We start from the raw sequence: 17771 nt of genomic DNA on the forward strand, positions 1-17771 counted from the left end.
TTTACGGTGCCTATTTCGGGCCGCGTTGGCCTTGCCAATGGCGCGCAGGCGTCCTTTTTCCAAAGCGCGCAGTTTGACAGCCCTTTGGAACCTGATAGACCCCGCATGGACAATTCCGCGAGGCAGCCATGACGCATCCCACCCTTCAGTTGACCAACACCAAAACGCGTAAGAAAGGGCCGTTCGCGCCCTTGCATGCGAATAACGTGCGGATGTATCTGTGTGGACCCACCGTGTACGATCGCGCCCATCTGGGCAATGCGCGTCCGGTCGTTGTGTTCGATGTGCTCTATCGGCTGCTGCGCTACGTCTACGGGGCCGAGCATGTGACCTATGTGCGCAATTTCACGGATGTGGACGATAAGATCAACGCCACCGCGCTGTCGCGCAAAGAGGCGGGCGCGGCGGGGACGTTGGAAGACCTGATCAAAGAGCGCACCGAGGAAACAATCGGTTGGTACCATGCCGATATGGACGCGCTGGGGGCATTGCGCCCCGATCATGAGCCGCGCGCCACCGATTATATCGGGGCGATGGTCACAATGATCGAAGGTCTGATTGAAAAGGGCCATGCCTATGCTGCCGAAGGCCATGTTCTGTTTGATGTGCGCTCCTATAAAGACTATGGCGCGCTTTCGGGTCGTTCCGTCGATGATATGATCGCGGGCGCGCGCGTCGAAGTCGCGCCGTATAAGCGCGACCCGATGGATTTCGTCCTGTGGAAGCCATCTTCCGGCGATTTGCCGGGCTGGGAGAGCCCGTGGGGACGTGGCCGCCCGGGGTGGCATATCGAATGCTCCGCGATGTCATTCGAGCTTTTGGGCGCGAGTTTTGACATCCACGCCGGCGGGATTGATTTGCAATTCCCGCATCACGAGAATGAGGTCGCGCAAAGCTGCTGCGCGCATCCCGAGGGCGGGTTTGCCAGCGTTTGGATGCATAATGAGATGTTGCAGGTTGAGGGGAAGAAGATGTCCAAATCGTTGGGCAATTTCTTCACCGTGCGCGATTTGCTGGATCAGGGCATCGCGGGCGAGGTCATTCGCTTTGTGTTCCTGAGCACGCATTACGGCAAGCCGATGGATTGGACGGCCGCGCGCGCCGAACAGGCAGAGAAAACCTTGCGCAAGTGGCGTGAGGCAACCAAAGGCGTTGTGGCTGGGCAGCCCTCAGAATCCGTGGTTGCTGCGCTTGCGGATGATTTGAACACCGCAGGGGCGATTGCAGAACTCCACCAGATGACTGATCCCGCAACCTTACTGGCGTCGGCGCAGTTGCTTGGTTTGCTCTCGCCCGAGTTGGGTGATTGGGTCGATGCTCCGGCGACGGTTGATCTGGCGAGCTTTGCTGCGACGCTATCAGAGTTGCGCGCGGCGGCTATGGCATCGAAAGACTTCGCGCCGGTTGATGCCTACAAATCGGCTTTACAGGACGCGGGCGTCGAGGTTCGGATGTCGAAAGCGGGTGTCGAGCTTTTGCCAGCAGCGGGGTTTGACCCGTCGAAGCTGGAGGCGCTGAAATGACGGCATCCCGCGAGCGCCTTTATCTCTACGACACGACCTTGCGCGACGGGCAACAGACGCAAGGCGTGCAATTCTCTTTGTTGGAAAAGCAAACGATTGCGGCTGCGCTGGATGCCTTGGGTGTGGATTATATTGAGGGCGGCTGGCCGGGTGCAAATCCGACCGATAGCGATTTCTTCAACGCGCGTCCGCAAACCCGGGCCACGTTCACCGCATTCGGGATGACGAAACGTGCGGGGCGTTCGGCGGCAAATGACGATGTGCTTGCGCAAGTCATGCAGGCAGGCACGCCGGCTGTTTGTCTTGTTGGCAAAAGCCACGAGTTCCATGTCTTGACCGCCCTCAACATCACGCTTGACGAGAATATTGAGAACATTCGTGCGTCGATCGCGCATCTCAAGGCGCAAGGGCGCGAGGCTTTGTTCGACGCCGAGCACTTCTTTGATGGCTACCGCGCCAATCGCGATTACGCGCTCCAATGTATCCACGCGGCGTTTGATGCGGGGGCGCGGTGGATCGTGCTGTGTGATACAAACGGTGGAACCTTGCCTGACGAGGTTGGGCGGGTCGTGTGTGAGGTTATCGCATCGGGGATTTCTGGCGCGCATCTTGGCATTCATACGCATGATGACACGGGTAACGCGGTGGCCTGTTCCCTCGCGGCGGTACTTGCGGGCGCACGGCAGGTTCAAGGGACGCTCAACGGCCTTGGCGAGCGCTGCGGAAACGCAAATCTGACGACGTTGATCCCGACATTGCTGTTGAAAGAGCCCTTCGCCAGCGAGCTGGAGATTGGCGTCGCGCGCGAGCGTCTTGGCGGGTTGACGGCCTTGTCGCGCAAACTTGACGATATGCTCAACCGCGTGCCGCTGCGCTCGGCGCCCTATGTCGGGGCCTCGGCGTTTGCGCATAAGGCCGGGCTGCATGCTTCTGCGATCCTAAAAGATCCAACCACTTACGAGCATATTGATCCCTCCGTTGTGGGCAACGAGCGTATCATCCCGATGTCCAATCAGGCGGGTCAATCGAACCTGCGCGCGCGGCTTGCGGCGGCGGGGATCAATGTTGATCCAAAAGATCCAAGGCTTGCGCACATCCTCGATGTCATCAAGGAACGTGAGGATCAAGGTTACGCCTATGATGGTGCACAAGCGAGTTTCGAGCTCATCGCGCGGCGTGAGTTGGGTCTTTTGCCCGATTATTTTTCGGTCGAGCGCTACCGTGTCACGGTGGAGCGTAGGCGCGCGGCCTCCGGCAAAATGACACATCTTTCCGAAGCCGTCGTCGTAGTCAATATTGGCGGAGAGCGGACGCTTTCGGTTTCGGAAGGGATCGTTGAGGACGGGGTGAATGGGGCGGCGAACGGCGGCGCAGACGGGGGTCCGGTGAATGCCCTCTCCAAAGCGTTGGCGAAAGATCTTGGGCCTTATCAATCCTTTATCGACGATTTGAAGCTCGTCGATTTCCGGGTAAGGATCACCCAAGGCGGTACGGAAGCCGTGACGCGGGTGATGATTGATAGCGAAGACGGGCAGGGGCGTCGTTGGTCGACGGTCGGGGTTTCTGCGAATATCGTGGATGCTTCGTTTGAGGCGCTGTTGGATGCGTTGATCTGGAAACTGGCGCGGGATGGCGCCAAGCCGGTATGAGCGCGCGGCAAGGTCCTGATCCCGATATCGCACTCGCGGCCGAGCGTTTGGCGGCGGGTGATCCAACACGATGGTCGGCCGTTTTAGCCGCACCGCTCTCGGCGCGGCCGGTGTTGATCGCACTTGGCGCACTCAATCTCGAATTGGCGCGCGCGCCGTGGGCGTCAAGTGAGCCGATGGTTGCGGAAATGCGCTTGCAATGGTGGATCGACGCCTTGGAGAAGGCAGGCGAATTGCAAGGGCGCGGCGCGCCGATCCCGCACGAGATCGGCCCGGCGGTACAAATGGCCTTGCTGGCCGGGGCCCCCGTCGCAGATCTTGTCACAGCGGCCGAGGCGCGGCGGTGGGATTGTTGGTCAGAGCCTTTCGCCGATGATGCCGCGTTCGATGCCTATATTGGCGCAACTTCGGGCGGGATGATTTGGGCCACGGCAAAGGCACTCGGCGCATCGGATCATGGCGAAAGTCCAGCGCGTGATGCCGGTTATGCGTTTGGAATAGCTAATCTTTTCTTGGCGATCCCCGAGTTGGAGAGCCGAAAGCGTTACCCCGTCACGGATGGTCGGCCGACTGCGCTCTCGGCGCTGGCGGATACTGCGCTCACGCGTCTCGCTGCGAGCCGCGCAGCCGCGCGTTCCTGTGGCACGGCGGACCAAAAGGCGCTCAAAATCGCTTGTTTGCAAGGATGGCAAGCCCAGGGGATATTGGAGCGCGCGCGTAAATCGCCGCAGCTCATCGCACAAGATGCCCTCAAACCGTCCGAATTCCAACGCCGTGCGCGCCTTTTGCGCGCGGCGATATTTGGTTTTTGAACGCCCTTAATTCTATCTTCAACATTGCGCGCGATGGTGATCGTGTCGCAACGGCCTAGACAGGCCCGAAGCGTCGCCCAGACAATTCGGAACCTTGTACATGATCATTCAGTGGATGTCCCAGCTTCGCGTGAAGCTCCCGCTTATCCTCGTCGCGACGCTCATTCTGAGTTTCGGGATCATGGGGAAACTTGGCAATGTGGAAAGCGAGAAAGCCTTCAAGAAAGAAGGTATTGAACGGCTTTCTCTCGTTTTGGAAGCACGTGAACGTGACTTAAGACTCTGGAATGAGACGATTTTCTCTGACGTCTCTGCGACGGCACAGTCAGAGAGTGCGGCACGGATGCTGCGCGATTTCCAAGTCGGTTGGACCTCCCTCGGTGCGACCGCTCGTGAAGAGATCGTCACGCAATACGTTGGCAATAATCCCAATTCTGCCGATGCGCGCGAGAAGATGACCACCGCAACCGATGGCTCGAATTATAGCACCGTCCACGGCCGTTACCATACGGGCCTCGTGGGGCAGATGCAGGCCAAAGCCTATACTGACATATTGCTCATCAATCCCAACGGGGACATCATCTACTCGGTCAAGAAGCTTGCCGAGTTCGGGGAAAACGTCAATACGAGTGCAAACGTGCGGCCGGGGCTCACGGAAATCTTTGCGATGGCGTCTAAAAGCAAAAGCGGAAGCGTTTTTGTATCCGATTTCGCGCCATCGGAGCCGCGCGATGATCTGCGCGCAGATCCCGATGCACAGGCCTATCTGGGTGTGGGTATTCAGAGCAAATCCGGTGTTCTACTCGGCGTTTTAGCCTATCAAGTGTCTCTCTCGTCAATCAATTCGATTTTGCTGCAACCGCATGGTTTGGGGGCGTCGGGGCAAAGCTATATCTTGAATGACGAAGGACATCTCGCCTCGGCGCTTCGTTTGGCGCAAGGGTCAAATAAACCCGAAATTTTCCTCGACTCGCCGGCGATCACGGCCGCGTTACGGGGGGAGACGGGAGTTTATGACGGCCAAGGGATCCTCGGGATTGATAGCATTATGGCTTATCGTCCCGCGCAAATCCTCGGCCTGCCGCATGCACTTGTCGTAGAGCAGGCTGTTGAAGAGCTATTGGCAAAAAACGATAGCTACAACTCTTTGATGATGATGCTCGGAAGCATCGTAATCCTTCTGTTTTCTGGTGTTATGATCTTGATTGCGCGGTCCGTAACGATGCCGTTGAAGCGTATCGATTATGCTATGCGCCGTATCGGATCAGGCATCTATGGCTTTGTCATTAAAGACAAATCTCGCAAGGATGAAATCGGGCAGATCGCGCGTTCGCTTGGCGAATTCAGTGACCAACTCTCGCAGGGTGAGGCAGTGGCGCGTGATGCGCGCTTAAAAGGGGCCGCATTCGAAGCGGGCTCGTCGGCGGTCCTCATGACGGACCCTGATTTCAACATACTATATGCGAATAGTGCATTGGTGAGCCTCATTCAGAACCGGATTGATGCATTTCACACGCAATTCCCAAACCTCGATCCTGAGCAAATCATCGGTCAGCCGATCGAGATTTTCCATCCAAATCCCGAAAAGATTCGTGCGATCTTAGAGGGCGAAGCCGCGATGCCATTCTCTACGAATATCGCGCTGGGACGCGCGCGTTTCACACTCGATGTGGCAGAGGTCGTCATGCCCGAGCAAGGTCGGATCGGGTTTGTCTTGGAGTGGCGCGATGTCACCGATACCCAGATGAATATGGCCATTTTGAAGTCGATAGACCTGAATCAGATGATGATCGAGTTCGCGCCTGAAGGGCATCTCATTACGGCCAATGAAAATGTTTGTCATGCGCTCGGCGTCAGTGCCGATACCCTGCTGGGCAAGGATTTGCGGTCGCTTTTGGGCGGAAACGAACAGAGTTCCGACAATATTTGGGCGACGCTTCAAGGTCGAACGCCCGTATCGGGACGGTTTACACTCAAGCCTGCGCAGGGTGCAGCGCGGATCTTGCAAGGCGCAATAACGCCTGTGCTGGATCGCAATCAATCCACTCTTAAAATCGTTTTGATTGCGAGCGACATAACCGAGGCGCAGCAAGAGATTGAAAAGGCAGAACAGCTGCGTGTAACTGCGCAAGCGGCGCAGCAGGCTGTTGTTGAAACACTGCGCACCAACCTGACCAAACTCTCTCGCGGGGATTTGTCAGTGCGCATCAACGAGACATTCGGCCCCGAATATGAGCAGCTCAGAAACGATTTCAATTTGGCGACACAGAATCTCGCCGAGGCGATGGAACTCGTTTTGGGCAATTCGCTCGAGATTGAAAATGAGGCGAAGGAAATCTCCGGTGCGGCAGAGGATTTGAGCCGTCGGACCGAAAAGCAGGCGGCGACCTTAGAGGAGACCGCGGCGGCACTCGATGTTCTGACGCAATCGGTCAAGACAGCGTCAGCTGGTGCGAATGAGGCGAACCGTGTCGTTGTGGAAGCACGAGAGCAGGCCCAATCATCGGGGTCCGTGGTGCGTCAGGCTGTTGACGCAATGGGGCAGATCGAAAATTCATCTCAACAAATTTCGAAAATCATTGCGGTAATTGATGATATTGCGTTTCAGACAAATCTGCTCGCTCTCAATGCCGGCGTAGAGGCCGCGCGGGCAGGGGAGGCCGGTCGGGGGTTTGCAGTCGTCGCATCGGAGGTGCGGGCGCTTGCCCAGCGCTCTTCTGAAGCGGCGCGCGAAATCGACGCTTTGATCTCCGCATCGTCTGGGCATGTAAAGCGTGGTGTCGGATTGGTCGGGGAGGCCGGGGTTGCGTTGAACGACATTCTGACATCCGTGATCGATATCTCCGCCCGTGTCACCGAGATCGCGTCATCTTCCCAAGAACAATCGGCCGGCCTTGCGGAGATTAACTCTGCGGTGATCAATTTGGATCAGGTGACACAGCAGAACGCGGCCATGTTTGAGCAGACAACCGCAGCGAGTCATTCCCTCACGCGCGGCGCGCAATCGCTCTCGAAGACGATGTCTCGGTTCAGCTTGCACACCCCACAACAGGTTAACTCCTCAGTCGAGAAGGACCAAGCCGGGGCATTAAGTTTGAAGCCCGGATTACGTCCGAGTTCGCGGGTGGTCGCGGGGACCAAGCCGGCTGCGCCAGCAACGGCGGCGCCAAGAGCGCTTGCGAAGGTGCGGACGCGACCCAAAACCGTCAATACCCCCATCGCGCAAGCCGTTGCGGCATCGCAAGCACAAGTCGAGGTCAGTGTCGTCAACGACGATGGCTGGGAAGATTTTTGACACCGTTGTTCTGGTCGGGGCGCGGCAAGGGGTTTGCGCCGAGCGTGTCTTGTATTCCTAGCCAGCGAGGCAGATTATCATGAAGCCTATACGTGTTTTGATCGTAGACGATTCAATTACCTCGCGCCTTCTGATCAGGTCCAAACTGGATACCGATCCCCGTATTGAGACCGTTGGTCAGGCCGCGGACGCTTTTGAGGCGCGAAAACTAATAAACGAATTGCGCCCCGATGTATTAACATTGGACATCGAACTCCCCGGACTCGACGGTCTGTCATTTCTCCGTAAGATCATGAGCTTGCGTCCGATGCCTGTTGTGATGTTATCGTCGATGACGAAAGCAGGGTCTGCAATTGCCATCGAGGCACTGTCTTTAGGTGCGGTCGAATGTGTTGCAAAACCTGGCGCGTCTTCAGTTGAAGGCAACTTCGACAACTTACCGGAAATCATTGTAATGGCAGCGCGGGCAAATCCTCATATTACACGTCAAAGGAGCCTCGCACCTGAGAAAACAACGGAACGGCTGAGTGCTGTATATTCGCGAGCGACGGCGGACGACCGCCTGAACCACGCGGATGTTCTGAGCTCGAGCGGGCGGGCAGGAAGCATAATTGCTGGCGCAAATAGGAAAGGCTTGGTCTCCCCCTCACCTCACACGGAAACCTATCCTTGGAATGGTATGTTTGTTTTTCTGGGCGCATCGACGGGTGGCGTTGAAGCCATTGAGACCGTCTTGAAGGGGTATCCCGAAGACTGTCCTCCGACAGTAATTGTCCAGCATATGCCTGAGACATTTCTTGCGAGCTTTGCCAATCGCTTAAATCAGCGCTCCAAACCCACAGTCGAATTGGCACGTGACGGTAGCCCTTTACGACAAGGTGTTGTTCAGTTGGCCCCGGGTGGCGCCTATCACCTTAAAATCGAGGGCGGGGCCGATCGCCCAGTTTGTCGCCTTCTTGAGGCTGGCCCACGTAACGGTCATCGCCCCTCGGTCGACATATTATTTGAAAGCGCCTGCGTTTTAAAAGACCGTGCAATCGGTATCGTTTTGACGGGCATGGGCCGCGATGGGGCGCAGCAACTCTATTCGCTACGCCAAGCAGGTGCACGATGCTTCGCGCAAGATCAGGCAAGCTCGGTGATATACGGGATGCCGCGCGCGGCACTCGAAAGCGGTGGTGCGGAATGCGCGCTGCCACTTGAAGCGGTTGCAAAGCACATTCTATCGCTTTGCCGCGTCCCGAAACCTGTGCGCGAACCCCGGAGAATATCATGAATTCTGTCATCCCAGCAGCTCCGGTGCGTCATCACATTACCCAAGGCGAATATAGGGTTGGTCAAGGCGATGGCGGTTCGATCACCACGATATTGGGATCGTGCATTGCGGCCTGTCTCTACGATTCAGTTTCGAATTTTGGCGGGATCAATCACTTCCTAGTCCCAGATTCTAGCGATAGCAACGCGCCACCCGCCAGCTTTGGCGTGCATGCGATGGAGCTTTTGATCAATGACTTAATCAAACTCGGCGCGACACGGAGCAGGCTTAAAGCGAAGGTGTTTGGGGGGGCCCGAATGATCGCCGGATTAACCGACATCGGCGCTAAGAATGGTGAGTTTGTGATGAACTTTCTGAAGCGAGAGTCGATCGAATGCACAGGGCATAGCTTGGGCGGCACGCAAGCGAGACGGGTTGAGTTTTGGCCGGAAACTGGTCGCGCGCGGCAAAAATTCCTTGGTGAAGCAGCCATCCAACCTGTCGTGCAGCACGTCCTGCGCGCGAATGACGTTGAATTGTTTTAAGGTTACGAGGGTACCTTCCTCACAACGGTCTTCCTCAACGGTGTAGGGGAGAGACGTTTGGTGTGACGAAAGACTGCGGCCATCCTAGCGTCGTCTTACAATGTTCCTGTTCGTCCCCGACCTTGACGGGGCTACAAGGGCAAACAGTTTTTGTCGACGTTTCGAACGACGTCCGCTGACTTATTTTGTGCCCCAAGATTGCCGTGGAGGGCGAGTTTGTTCGGTTTCGATTTAGAAAATAGCCGGTTCGCAGCTTTTTTCTTTGAAAATGGGGGCGGGCGAGCTGCGTCGTGGCACTCTGCTGCATTGACCCACTCCGACACAAACTGTCGGCGCTCTGACGATGATCTGGATGGGCCAAATCTTCCACGTTTGGGCGCAATCCTCCCGTCACACTAACCAGTGCGTATGCGGTCATTCCGGGATTGGTCTGCCATTTTACGCCTCGATGAACGCATTGTGGGGCGGTTGTGTAGGTTTGAAAATACTAATTTTTTGTCGTGTGAAAACGAGTTTCATGCAATTCATTATGTGAATCCGGCCTTCAGAGCTAAGCAGCGCGATCGTGAACCTTGGTTCTTAAGGGGGGGGCGAAAATATCTTCTCCGTCGTTACCAAGGGAAGCGGCCGAGGTAACTCTGAGCAGTTGCGCCCTCGTTCGCGGCACGGGAACTCGTGATCAACTATAATAGGGCCAAATCAGAGCCACAAAGCTTTCGGTCATGCAAAGCTGAGAATATAAAATAATCAAATTGGAGATAACCAATTTGTCATCATCTAACCGATTGGGTCTAATCCCTCATACTTTTCAATCTCACTGGTGCCTGAAAGGGCAGCGTTGCGTCGATTGGGCAGATCAGAGCCACAAGACCTCATCACTTGGGAGAGGGGATGATGTCGCGCCAGTCGACTTGTCAAACCTTGAAACAAGGTCTCGTAAAACAACCGGTGCGAGAACAGCGTCTTTCGATACCGCTAAATCGTTTGGCACAAGTGTTGCAAGCACACCAGTCAAACGCGAAAGGTCTTCTAGTGTTTGGGTCAGGCGATCAATTTGCTGTAGACCCTTAATGGCTGCCTGACTGCCGGCCGGATCAAACTGGCACATCGATAAAGCTATCTGAACATCGCCAGCCAGATGCGCGAGAAGGCCAAGCTCGTCTGAGACTTGATGGGTCAGAACGGCAAGGTCAAGGTGTTCTGACGACGCGTCAACGCGTACCTGCGCGCCGCAAGTTCCATGATGTGTGAGCGGCGCCGTTTGAATTTCTGCCGCCCACCGGGTTTCAGGGCCCGCTTCATTTTTGCAACTGGCGGGTGACCGGATGATCTTCGATCCTATGCTCATAACCGGCCAACCACTGCCTCGATACAGGTTCTCAAATCTTGAGTGGCAAACGGCTTTTTAATGAAATTGTTCATGCCGAATTTCCTTCCGGTATCGATAATCTCTTTATCGGCTCTCCCCGTGATCAAAATGAACCCAACTCCTTTCGTTTTCGCGTCGCTTCTGAGTGCGTGAAGGAGATGAAGGCCATCCATACCCGGCATATTGTAATCCGATATCACGAGATGAACGGGCGATTTCGCGATGCCGGCAAGTGCCGCTTGCCCATCGGCCGCATAGCTCACTTGACGAACACCCATTGCATCAAGTGCCTGAATGATCAGGCCGCGGCTTGTGGACATATCATCGACAACCATTACCCGTAGCTGGTCTCTTAGAGCCATTAGAATTCTCCGCTTTCAGAGGCGATTTGTAGGGGGCGGCGATAGGTCGTGATGCCTGCGGTGATGAGCTTGAACCCTTGCTCCAACGGAACCCGCTCTGAGTGACCTACATGCAGATACCCGCCAGGAATGAGAGCGGCCTCAAAGCGCCGCCAGAGTGTGATTTCGGCCTCCGTATCAAAGTAGATCACGACGTTTCGACAGAATATAATGTCAAATTTGCCCTGCATCGGCCATGGCGAGTGCAAGTTTAGCTCACGGAACGTGATCATGTTGCGAAGCTTTGGCACCGCTCGATATTGGTCGTCATCGGACAAAAAATATTTGTGGCGCAAGGCCTGAGGAATTGCCTCAACCGTTGACTGATTGTACCGCGCCTCGGCACCGTAAGCGACCATGACCGGATCGATATCACTCGCGAGGATGCGGATGTCGAGTTTCTCTACATCCGGTGCAAGTTCCGCTAATGTCATCGCGATCGAATAAGCTTCCTGCCCGTTCGATGCGCCGGCCGACCAAATCCTGACACGGCCGCCTGCGCGTGCGTGTTCAATCAGCGGCGGCAAGCTTTGCTCCCGCAAAAAGTCGAAGTGGTGGTTTTCGCGAAAGAAATTCGTCACGTTCGTCGTCAGGGCCGAAATCATCTGCTTTCGTTCGGATGCGCCGTCACCCGTCTGCACGAAATCGATATAGCCCTGATAATCTTGAATTTTCAACGCGCGCAGACGCTTGGCCAACCGAGACTGCACCATTGAAGCCTTGCCCTCTGCAAGGACAATGCCCGAATCTTGATGAAGAATCCGTGCGATCGAGGCCAACTCGGAATCCGTCGGTGGGCCCGCAGTGAGTCCGGAAAGTGCGTGTTGCGTCATGCTGCTTCAACTCGGCTTTCTGGAAGGACTGCCGTGAGGTCGAGAACACGGATCATACCGCCATCAACAATCGTCAACGCACTGATGAAACTGTGCGCCGTGTCCGCCGCAAGTTCCGGGGGGGCTTGCAGGTCACTCATCGGTAAGGCGAGGATGTCAGAGACAGCATCTACAAGGAGGCCTGCTGATTGGTTGCCGACTTGGACAACGATGATGACGTTCCTCGCATCTCCGGCCACGGGCGCCATACCGAGGCGTGTCGATAGATCAACGACGGGTAAGACCGTCCCGCGAAGATTGATGACCCCGCGCACATATGCGGGCGCATGCGGTAAGGGAGTCGCCCGTGTCCATCCTCTGATCTCACGGACCGACATAATGTCGACGCTATATTCTTGTTCAGCCAAACGGAACGACAGCAACTCGATTTCAGCGTTGGGAGTGTGGTTTTCCATGAGTGTCATCCTGCTAGGGGAAGTGTGGCGGTTTTCGTGCACCCCGATGCATTCAATACGAGGTCCGCGGGATCGAGGATCAAGGCGATTTGCCCATCCCCGAGAATTGTGGCGGCCGCGACGCCTGGTATGACGCCGTAGCTTTGTTGCAGGCCCTTAATAACGACCTGCCGCTGCTCCATAATCGCGTCGACAATCAAGGCGCTGCGGCTGCCGTCCTCTTTGGAGGTAAGAAGCACGACGCCGCCCTCGTAGTTTTCCTTAATTGTGCGGTAGCCGAGCTCAGCGCCAAGATCATACAGCGGGACAAATTCACCACGAACATGAACAACGTTGGTCTGGGGCCCGAGTGATCGGATGTCGTCGGGCCCTAAAGTCGCGGTTTCCAAAATGGAATTGAGCGGCACAATCAGTGTTTGATCCGCAACGCTCACCACCATCCCGTCGAGCACGGCGAGCGTCAGAGGCAGAGAAATCGAGAATTTTGTGCCTTTGTTGCGCTCCGAGGTGATAGTAATGCGGCCACCCAATCCTTGGATCGCTTGCTTGACCACATCCATACCGACGCCGCGGCCGGACAGGGCCGATATCGTCGAAGCGGTCGAAAATCCGGGCAAGAACAGCAGATTATCAATCTCGGTATCGCTGAGCATCGAATTTTTAGGAATCAATCCCTTGGACTCTGCTATCTCTTTGACACGAGGCCGGTTGATCCCAGCACCGTCATCGGAAATCTCGATAACGACACGGCCCGAGCGATGTTGCGCGGAAAGCGTGATAACGCCTTCGGGGGGTTTGCCCGATGCGATACGCTCCTCTCGCGTTTCAAGACCGTGATCAACCGCGTTGCGGATCATATGCGTCAGGGGATCGGCGAGCCGTTCAATGACCGTTTTATCCACCTCTGTCGCCTCGCCTTCGGTCTTCAGGCGTAGGTCTTTGCTCACTGCCGCCGAAGCTTCACGCACGATCCGCGCCATGCGTTGGAACAAAGGTTTGACGGGCTGTGCGCGGATCATCATCACGCTGTCTTGGATGTCGCGCGTCAGCATCATAAAGGCTTCGAGGCCGGTCATTACCGTCGAATTCGGTGGCAAGCCCGCTTCTGCAACGCTCTGCGATAGCATGGCCTGATTGATGACCAGTTCCCCGACAAGATTGACCAATCTGTCGATCCGCTCGATGTCAACGCGCACTGTTTCCGAGGTTACAGGTTTTTGCGCGCCACGCGGGCTCGCTGCCTGCTCGCTCAAGGGGGCAGGGCTGGAGGCTGCGGCGACGGGTTGAGTGTCCGTTTCAAGGGGAGCGATCACGGCCTGCTGCATCATATCGCTGTTTGTGATCTCGTCGATATCGGGAATGGGCTCAATCTTTGCCAGCTGGACCAACTGGATGGACTCTTTCGGCGCGGGAAAGGTAGGCGGCTCGGGCGCATCCACCTCATGCGATATCGAGAGCGTGCAGACGTCCTCAACGAAGATGAAAATCTCGCGGATTTCTTCCTCGGTGACAGTCGCTGGCACGCTAACAGTCCACGACAAAAGGGATGTCTCAACGTCCAACTCGTCGAGGGGGGGGATCTCTCGCGCGTTGCAGGTAACTTGCGTGGCGCCGAGGCCCGCGAGCCCCTTGAGGATGTAGAGCGGTTCGTTTCCGGACCGGTAGAGCCCTTCTTGCGGGACGAACTGCACGCGCCAAGGCCGCGACGGAACGCCTGCTTCATCTTCGGGCAGTGAAGACGCCGCGTCGGCCGAAATTGTGCCTGCTTGTTCATCTGAATGCTCTGGAAGCGCGGGCAAACTTATCGCGTCGTCGGCCGTCTCCTCAAAGTCGAACGACAGCGTCATTGGCACGAAGTCGCTCACCTCGTCTTCTGGTTCTGCGGCCGCGCCTTCGCCATTGTTCAGCGCCTTTTCCATCTCTTGCAGCAGCTCTTCCGCTCCCTCCGGGCCCGGGCCTGAATCGCGCGCGGCGCGAACGTGGTCTTGCAAGAAATCTGCCGCGTGGAAAAACTGTTTTACGCGCTCCGGCGTGAGATCCAATCGCCCCGCGCGCAGCTCGTCGAGTACGGTCTCAAAGCGATGCGCGAAGGCAACGAGTGCGTTGAGGCCAAAAGCGCCGGCGCCCCCCTTGATCGAATGGACCGCCCGAAACACGACATTGATCGTTTCATTGTCATGCGCATCTTCATCCATCAGGCAAAGTGCGTCTTGGAGGCTTTCCAGAAGCTCGTCGCATTCAACGAAAAACGATGCGCGGATTTCTTCCATCGGGTCCAATGCCATGGCCGCCCCCTTATCCTGCGACCATATGCAAGGCTTTAACGAGTTTGACAGGGTCGAACGGTTTCACAATCCATCCCGTCGCCCCCGCCGCCCGTGCGCGCGCCTTTAACTCGGGGGCGGATTCGGTGGTGAGAACAAGGATCGGTGTGGCGCGGTGTTTTTCTTGGCTACGGACCGCCTCCATAAAGCCGAACCCGTCGAGCCGAGGCATGTTGATGTCTGAGATAATTGCATCGGGCGCGATGCCTTCGAGCACTTCGAGCCCGTGCATCCCGTCCTCTGCGAGATGGAGCGTGATCCCCGCCTCCATCAGTGTCAGCCTCAGCATGTCTCGAATGGTGCGGCTATCATCTACCGCGAGCACTGTCAGGCTCATGCCTCGACCTCCGTTTGCAACGCATCGATCTCAAGGCCGAACTGCGCGATGGTTTCGTCAAATGCCTCAGAACGAGGATAAATCTCGAATGTATGTCCGGAGAGGCCCGCCGCATGGTTAGCTGCAATCAGGGCCTGAACGCCGAGCGCCCCCAGATGGGTGACGTGCGAGGCATCCACCTGAAGATTCGCGCCCAAGGCCGATCGAATATCGGCCGCGACCGTCGCCACGTTGGACAGATCGATCCGTTGCGGAAGGGCGATCACCATCATGCGACACCCGCTTGAATTGATTTTACGAAAAGGCGCACTTTCATTCCCTTTCTTTCGAACATGACTGAGGGATAAGCCCTAGCTGTTAAGAATGGCTTGACGCGGATCACTTTTCGTATCGCCGTCTGTCATTTCAAAGTCCGGCCGCCCGAAACGCACGGGATGAAGCATAAAAAAAGACCGCCCGCGCATGCGGACGGCCTATTTTGTCTTTATGTTTTCGTCAGTTAAGCGTTTCGTAGCGCGCGAAGATACGCCGCGCACCCCGTCAGCGCAGCAAAATCATCCTCAATCACCGAGATCGGGAAAGAGCCCAGAAATTCCGAAAAACGCCCTTTGTCGCGGAATGCATCAATGAAACCAAGGGCGACGAGATGGGGCGCGAGGGCGCGCGCAACCGATCCGCACAGATAAATACCGCCAAACGGCAGGTGAACCAGCGCCTGATCCCCGATCACCACACCGAGGATTTTCGCCACGAGACGCGCCGTTTCCTTCGCGTGAGAATCGCCCTGATCGAGCGCCTCCATGATGTCCTCGCCCTTCATCCGCGTGGGGCCGTGCAAATGGGTGTGCACATGCACCAATCCGCGGCCCGACAAGACATCCTCAACTGAGGCAAATCCGTCTGAACCTGCGAGCGCCCTTGCGAGGCGCAGCATAGCCTCGTCGCGCACGGGAAGCGTAATGTGGCCGCTTTCGGAGGGTGCGACATAGCGCAGCTTGGGCGTTTCGTGCACGGGCGCGCAATTGAACCCCGTCCCGATCCCGATCACGAGCCGGGTCGCATCGGTGGCCGCTGTTTGGCCATCAACCAGCAACCGCAAGGCGTTTTTCGAGATATGCCCCAACGCCTGACCCTGCGCTTGCAGATCATTGAGAACAGCGGCCCGCGACGCGCCGCTGGCCTTGGCCAAAGCCTCTGGCTTGATTTCCCAATCGAGATTGGTCATCCGCGCCACACCGTTGGAAATCGGCCCTGCAACCGCGACGCAAATATCGTCGCATGCCGCGATGCCTTCCTCGGCAAGATACTGCGTCACAATCGCCTCAAAACCGCTATGCCCGCGGTTCGCATAGCGCCGGATCGTCTTTTGATCCATCACACCATCACGTGCAATCGCGAGCCGGCTATTGGTGCCACCTACATCGGCAAGAAGCGAAAACGAGGTTTTTGTCAGGGTCATATCAGGTCTCAACAGCCGAGCGCCTCGGCGAGGGCGTGCCACGACGCCTTGGGCGTGCGCACTTGGGTTTCAAAATCGACGTGGACAAGTCCGAAGCGCTTGTCGTAACCGAGCGCCCATTCGTAATTGTCCAAAAGCGACCACGCAATATAGCCTTTGAGCGGAACGCCCGCATGAATTGCCGTCAGACACGCATCTAGATGCTGAGCGAAATAGTCGATCCGCACGCTATCCGCTACAAAATTCTGATTTGGGGCGCCGCGGGGGGCTGGTGCTGCGGCCTTACTGCCAATCTGGTCCGGGGCCGCCATGCCATTTTCGGTAACGTAGAGCGGGAGATCGCCAGTATACTCGCGGGCGGTTCGGGTGAGGAACTCGTGGAGACCCTGCGGATAAATCTCCCAGCCCATCGCGGTGAGCGGCCCTTGTGCGGGGGCTTCCTCATAATGCGGCCACAGAGGATCTCCGGCAATGAGGGCGCCTTTTCCGGTGGCGTCATTTGGCATGGTCGCGGCCTTCACCCGCTTACAGGTATAGTAATTCAGCCCTAGCCAGTCGATCGGGCTTTGGATGATCTCGAAATCATCCTCCCAGTTCGCCGGCATGTGATCTTGGAAGCCCTGCATCACCAGATCAGGATATTCCCCCTTAAACAGGCCGCTGAGGAAGAACCGGTTGTAGATTGCATCATAAACCTCCGCTGCTTTTTGCGCAGGCTCGCTGTCATCCGCGGGAATGGCATATTCGAAGTTGCACACAGCACCAAGGTTATCCATCCCGCTTGCGCGCAGCGCTTGGATGGCCGTGCCATGCGCGAGCATGATATGGTGCATCGCGGGAGCGGTGGCGCGGATGTCGCGCAGACCCGGCGCATGGTGCCCGTCAAAATGCGAGAGCCAGCCCACACACCACGGCTCGTTGATCGGAGCCGTCGACCACAGCCGGTCGCCGTATTTCGTGGCAATGAACTCGGCGTAATCTCCGAACCGCCCCGCAATATCGCGGTTACGCCATCCGCCTTGCTCGGCAAGCGCTTGCGGCAATTCCCAATGATACAGCGTCAGCGCAGGTTTAAGGCCGCGTTCCAGCATCCCGTCGATCAGGCGGTCATAAAATGCGACACCTTCGCTATTGATGCACGATCCCGCAACGCCGATCCGCCCTTCGGGCATGATCCGTGCCCAACTCGTTGAGAAGCGGTAGATATCGAAACCCGCATCCGCCAGAAGATCGAGATCCTCGGGCCAGCGGTGATAATGATCACAGGCGACGGCGCCGTTCTCGCCTCGCACCACACGGCCTTCTTGCGCCGCAAACGCATCCCAATGCGTGGGGCCAGCGCCGCCGTATTTATGGCCTTCGATCTGATAAGCAGAGGTGGCCGCGCCGAATAGAAATCCCTGCGGGAAATCGCTGCGGCGGGGCAGGGTGGAGATATCCATAAGGAACACTTTCAGAAAAGATGTTTCATGAGTTCGCGCGGTGTGGCTGTCGGCGCGCGGCACAGTGAGGGA

At 56.8% G+C, this 17771-nt stretch carries 14 protein-coding genes; 6 read left to right on the forward strand and 8 right to left on the reverse strand.

Annotation, left to right across the window (positions count from 1 at the left end):
* Positions 1 to 128: 128 nt before the first annotated feature.
* The 6 genes from cysS (at position 129) to SJY32_RS06225 (ending at position 9079) form a co-directional block, all read left to right on the forward strand.
* Positions 129 to 1523 carry a cysteine--tRNA ligase gene (cysS, locus tag SJY32_RS06200; RefSeq protein ID WP_376872922.1) on the forward strand — a complete coding sequence of 465 codons (1395 nt, stop codon included), beginning with the start codon at positions 129 to 131 and terminating at the stop codon, positions 1521 to 1523.
* Complete coding sequence (gene cimA / locus SJY32_RS06205) at positions 1520 to 3172, forward strand: citramalate synthase (RefSeq protein ID WP_376872925.1); 1653 nt, start codon at positions 1520 to 1522, stop codon at positions 3170 to 3172. Before cysS ends, cimA begins: the two co-directional genes overlap by 4 nt.
* Entirely contained in the window at positions 3169 to 3984 is an 816-nt protein-coding gene (locus SJY32_RS06210) for a squalene/phytoene synthase family protein (protein WP_376872927.1), read from the forward strand. Before cimA ends, SJY32_RS06210 begins: the two co-directional genes overlap by 4 nt.
* Positions 3985 to 4099: 115 nt before the next feature.
* Positions 4100 to 7279 (forward strand): methyl-accepting chemotaxis protein, encoded by a 3180-nt coding sequence (locus tag SJY32_RS06215; RefSeq protein ID WP_376872930.1) that lies wholly within the window; start codon positions 4100 to 4102, stop codon positions 7277 to 7279.
* Between the two features lie 79 nt (positions 7280 to 7358).
* On the forward strand, positions 7359 to 8555 hold the full coding sequence (locus tag SJY32_RS06220) for a chemotaxis response regulator protein-glutamate methylesterase (protein WP_376872932.1): 1197 nt from the start codon (positions 7359 to 7361) through the stop codon (positions 8553 to 8555).
* Positions 8552 to 9079, forward strand: a complete 528-nt coding sequence (locus SJY32_RS06225; RefSeq protein ID WP_376872934.1) for a chemotaxis protein CheD — start codon at positions 8552 to 8554, stop codon at positions 9077 to 9079. Before SJY32_RS06220 ends, SJY32_RS06225 begins: the two co-directional genes overlap by 4 nt.
* Positions 9080 to 10423: 1344 nt before the next feature.
* Here the strand turns inward: SJY32_RS06225 and SJY32_RS06230 are convergent.
* The 8 genes from SJY32_RS06230 to SJY32_RS06265 form a co-directional block, all read right to left on the reverse strand.
* A complete protein-coding gene (locus SJY32_RS06230) occupies positions 10424 to 10810 on the reverse strand; it encodes a response regulator (protein ID WP_376872936.1) in 387 nt (128 codons plus the stop codon).
* Complete coding sequence (locus SJY32_RS06235; protein WP_376872938.1) at positions 10810 to 11682, reverse strand: CheR family methyltransferase; 873 nt, start codon at positions 11680 to 11682, stop codon at positions 10810 to 10812. Before SJY32_RS06235 ends, SJY32_RS06230 begins: the two co-directional genes overlap by 1 nt.
* A complete protein-coding gene (locus SJY32_RS06240; RefSeq protein ID WP_376872941.1) occupies positions 11679 to 12146 on the reverse strand; it encodes a chemotaxis protein CheW in 468 nt (155 codons plus the stop codon). The genes SJY32_RS06235 and SJY32_RS06240 overlap by 4 nt, the downstream gene beginning before the upstream one ends.
* On the reverse strand, positions 12143 to 14422 hold the full coding sequence (locus tag SJY32_RS06245; protein ID WP_376872944.1) for a chemotaxis protein CheA: 2280 nt from the start codon (positions 14420 to 14422) through the stop codon (positions 12143 to 12145). The genes SJY32_RS06240 and SJY32_RS06245 overlap by 4 nt, the downstream gene beginning before the upstream one ends.
* A gap of 10 nt (positions 14423 to 14432) precedes the next feature.
* On the reverse strand, positions 14433 to 14798 hold the full coding sequence (locus tag SJY32_RS06250) for a response regulator (RefSeq protein WP_376872946.1): 366 nt from the start codon (positions 14796 to 14798) through the stop codon (positions 14433 to 14435).
* The gene (locus SJY32_RS06255; RefSeq protein WP_376872948.1) at positions 14795 to 15070 is read right to left on the reverse strand and encodes an STAS domain-containing protein; all 276 of its coding nucleotides are present in this window, start codon (positions 15068 to 15070) and stop codon (positions 14795 to 14797) included. The genes SJY32_RS06250 and SJY32_RS06255 overlap by 4 nt, the downstream gene beginning before the upstream one ends.
* Before the next feature lie 227 nt (positions 15071 to 15297).
* Positions 15298 to 16257, reverse strand: coding sequence for an ROK family protein (locus tag SJY32_RS06260; RefSeq protein WP_376872951.1), 960 nt, complete (start codon positions 16255 to 16257; stop codon positions 15298 to 15300).
* An 8-nt stretch (positions 16258 to 16265) separates the two neighbouring features.
* Positions 16266 to 17699: a GH1 family beta-glucosidase gene (locus tag SJY32_RS06265; RefSeq protein ID WP_376872954.1), complete on the reverse strand. Its 1434-nt coding sequence runs from the start codon at positions 17697 to 17699 to the stop codon at positions 16266 to 16268.
* Between the last annotated feature and the right edge of the window lie 72 nt (positions 17700 to 17771).

Origin of the sequence: Albirhodobacter sp. R86504 (assembly GCF_042466415.1) — a bacterium.
Taxonomy (GTDB): domain Bacteria; phylum Pseudomonadota; class Alphaproteobacteria; order Rhodobacterales; family Rhodobacteraceae; genus Albirhodobacter.

Coding starts and splice junctions, on each gene's coding strand:
- cysS (WP_376872922.1), top strand. CDS start 129: ATGACGCATCCCACCCTTCAGTTGACCAACACCAAAACGCGTAAGAAA.
- SJY32_RS06250 (WP_376872946.1), bottom strand. CDS start 14,798: ATGAGCCTGACAGTGCTCGCGGTAGATGATAGCCGCACCATTCGAGAC.
- SJY32_RS06260 (WP_376872951.1), bottom strand. CDS start 16,257: ATGACCCTGACAAAAACCTCGTTTTCGCTTCTTGCCGATGTAGGTGGC.
- SJY32_RS06245 (WP_376872944.1), bottom strand. CDS start 14,422: ATGGCATTGGACCCGATGGAAGAAATCCGCGCATCGTTTTTCGTTGAA.
- SJY32_RS06255 (WP_376872948.1), bottom strand. CDS start 15,070: ATGATGGTGATCGCCCTTCCGCAACGGATCGATCTGTCCAACGTGGCG.
- cimA (WP_376872925.1), top strand. CDS start 1,520: ATGACGGCATCCCGCGAGCGCCTTTATCTCTACGACACGACCTTGCGC.
- SJY32_RS06240 (WP_376872941.1), bottom strand. CDS start 12,146: ATGACACTCATGGAAAACCACACTCCCAACGCTGAAATCGAGTTGCTG.
- SJY32_RS06210 (WP_376872927.1), top strand. CDS start 3,169: ATGAGCGCGCGGCAAGGTCCTGATCCCGATATCGCACTCGCGGCCGAG.
- SJY32_RS06225 (WP_376872934.1), top strand. CDS start 8,552: ATGAATTCTGTCATCCCAGCAGCTCCGGTGCGTCATCACATTACCCAA.
- SJY32_RS06265 (WP_376872954.1), bottom strand. CDS start 17,699: ATGGATATCTCCACCCTGCCCCGCCGCAGCGATTTCCCGCAGGGATTT.
- SJY32_RS06215 (WP_376872930.1), top strand. CDS start 4,100: ATGTCCCAGCTTCGCGTGAAGCTCCCGCTTATCCTCGTCGCGACGCTC.
- SJY32_RS06235 (WP_376872938.1), bottom strand. CDS start 11,682: ATGACGCAACACGCACTTTCCGGACTCACTGCGGGCCCACCGACGGAT.
- SJY32_RS06220 (WP_376872932.1), top strand. CDS start 7,359: ATGAAGCCTATACGTGTTTTGATCGTAGACGATTCAATTACCTCGCGC.
- SJY32_RS06230 (WP_376872936.1), bottom strand. CDS start 10,810: ATGGCTCTAAGAGACCAGCTACGGGTAATGGTTGTCGATGATATGTCC.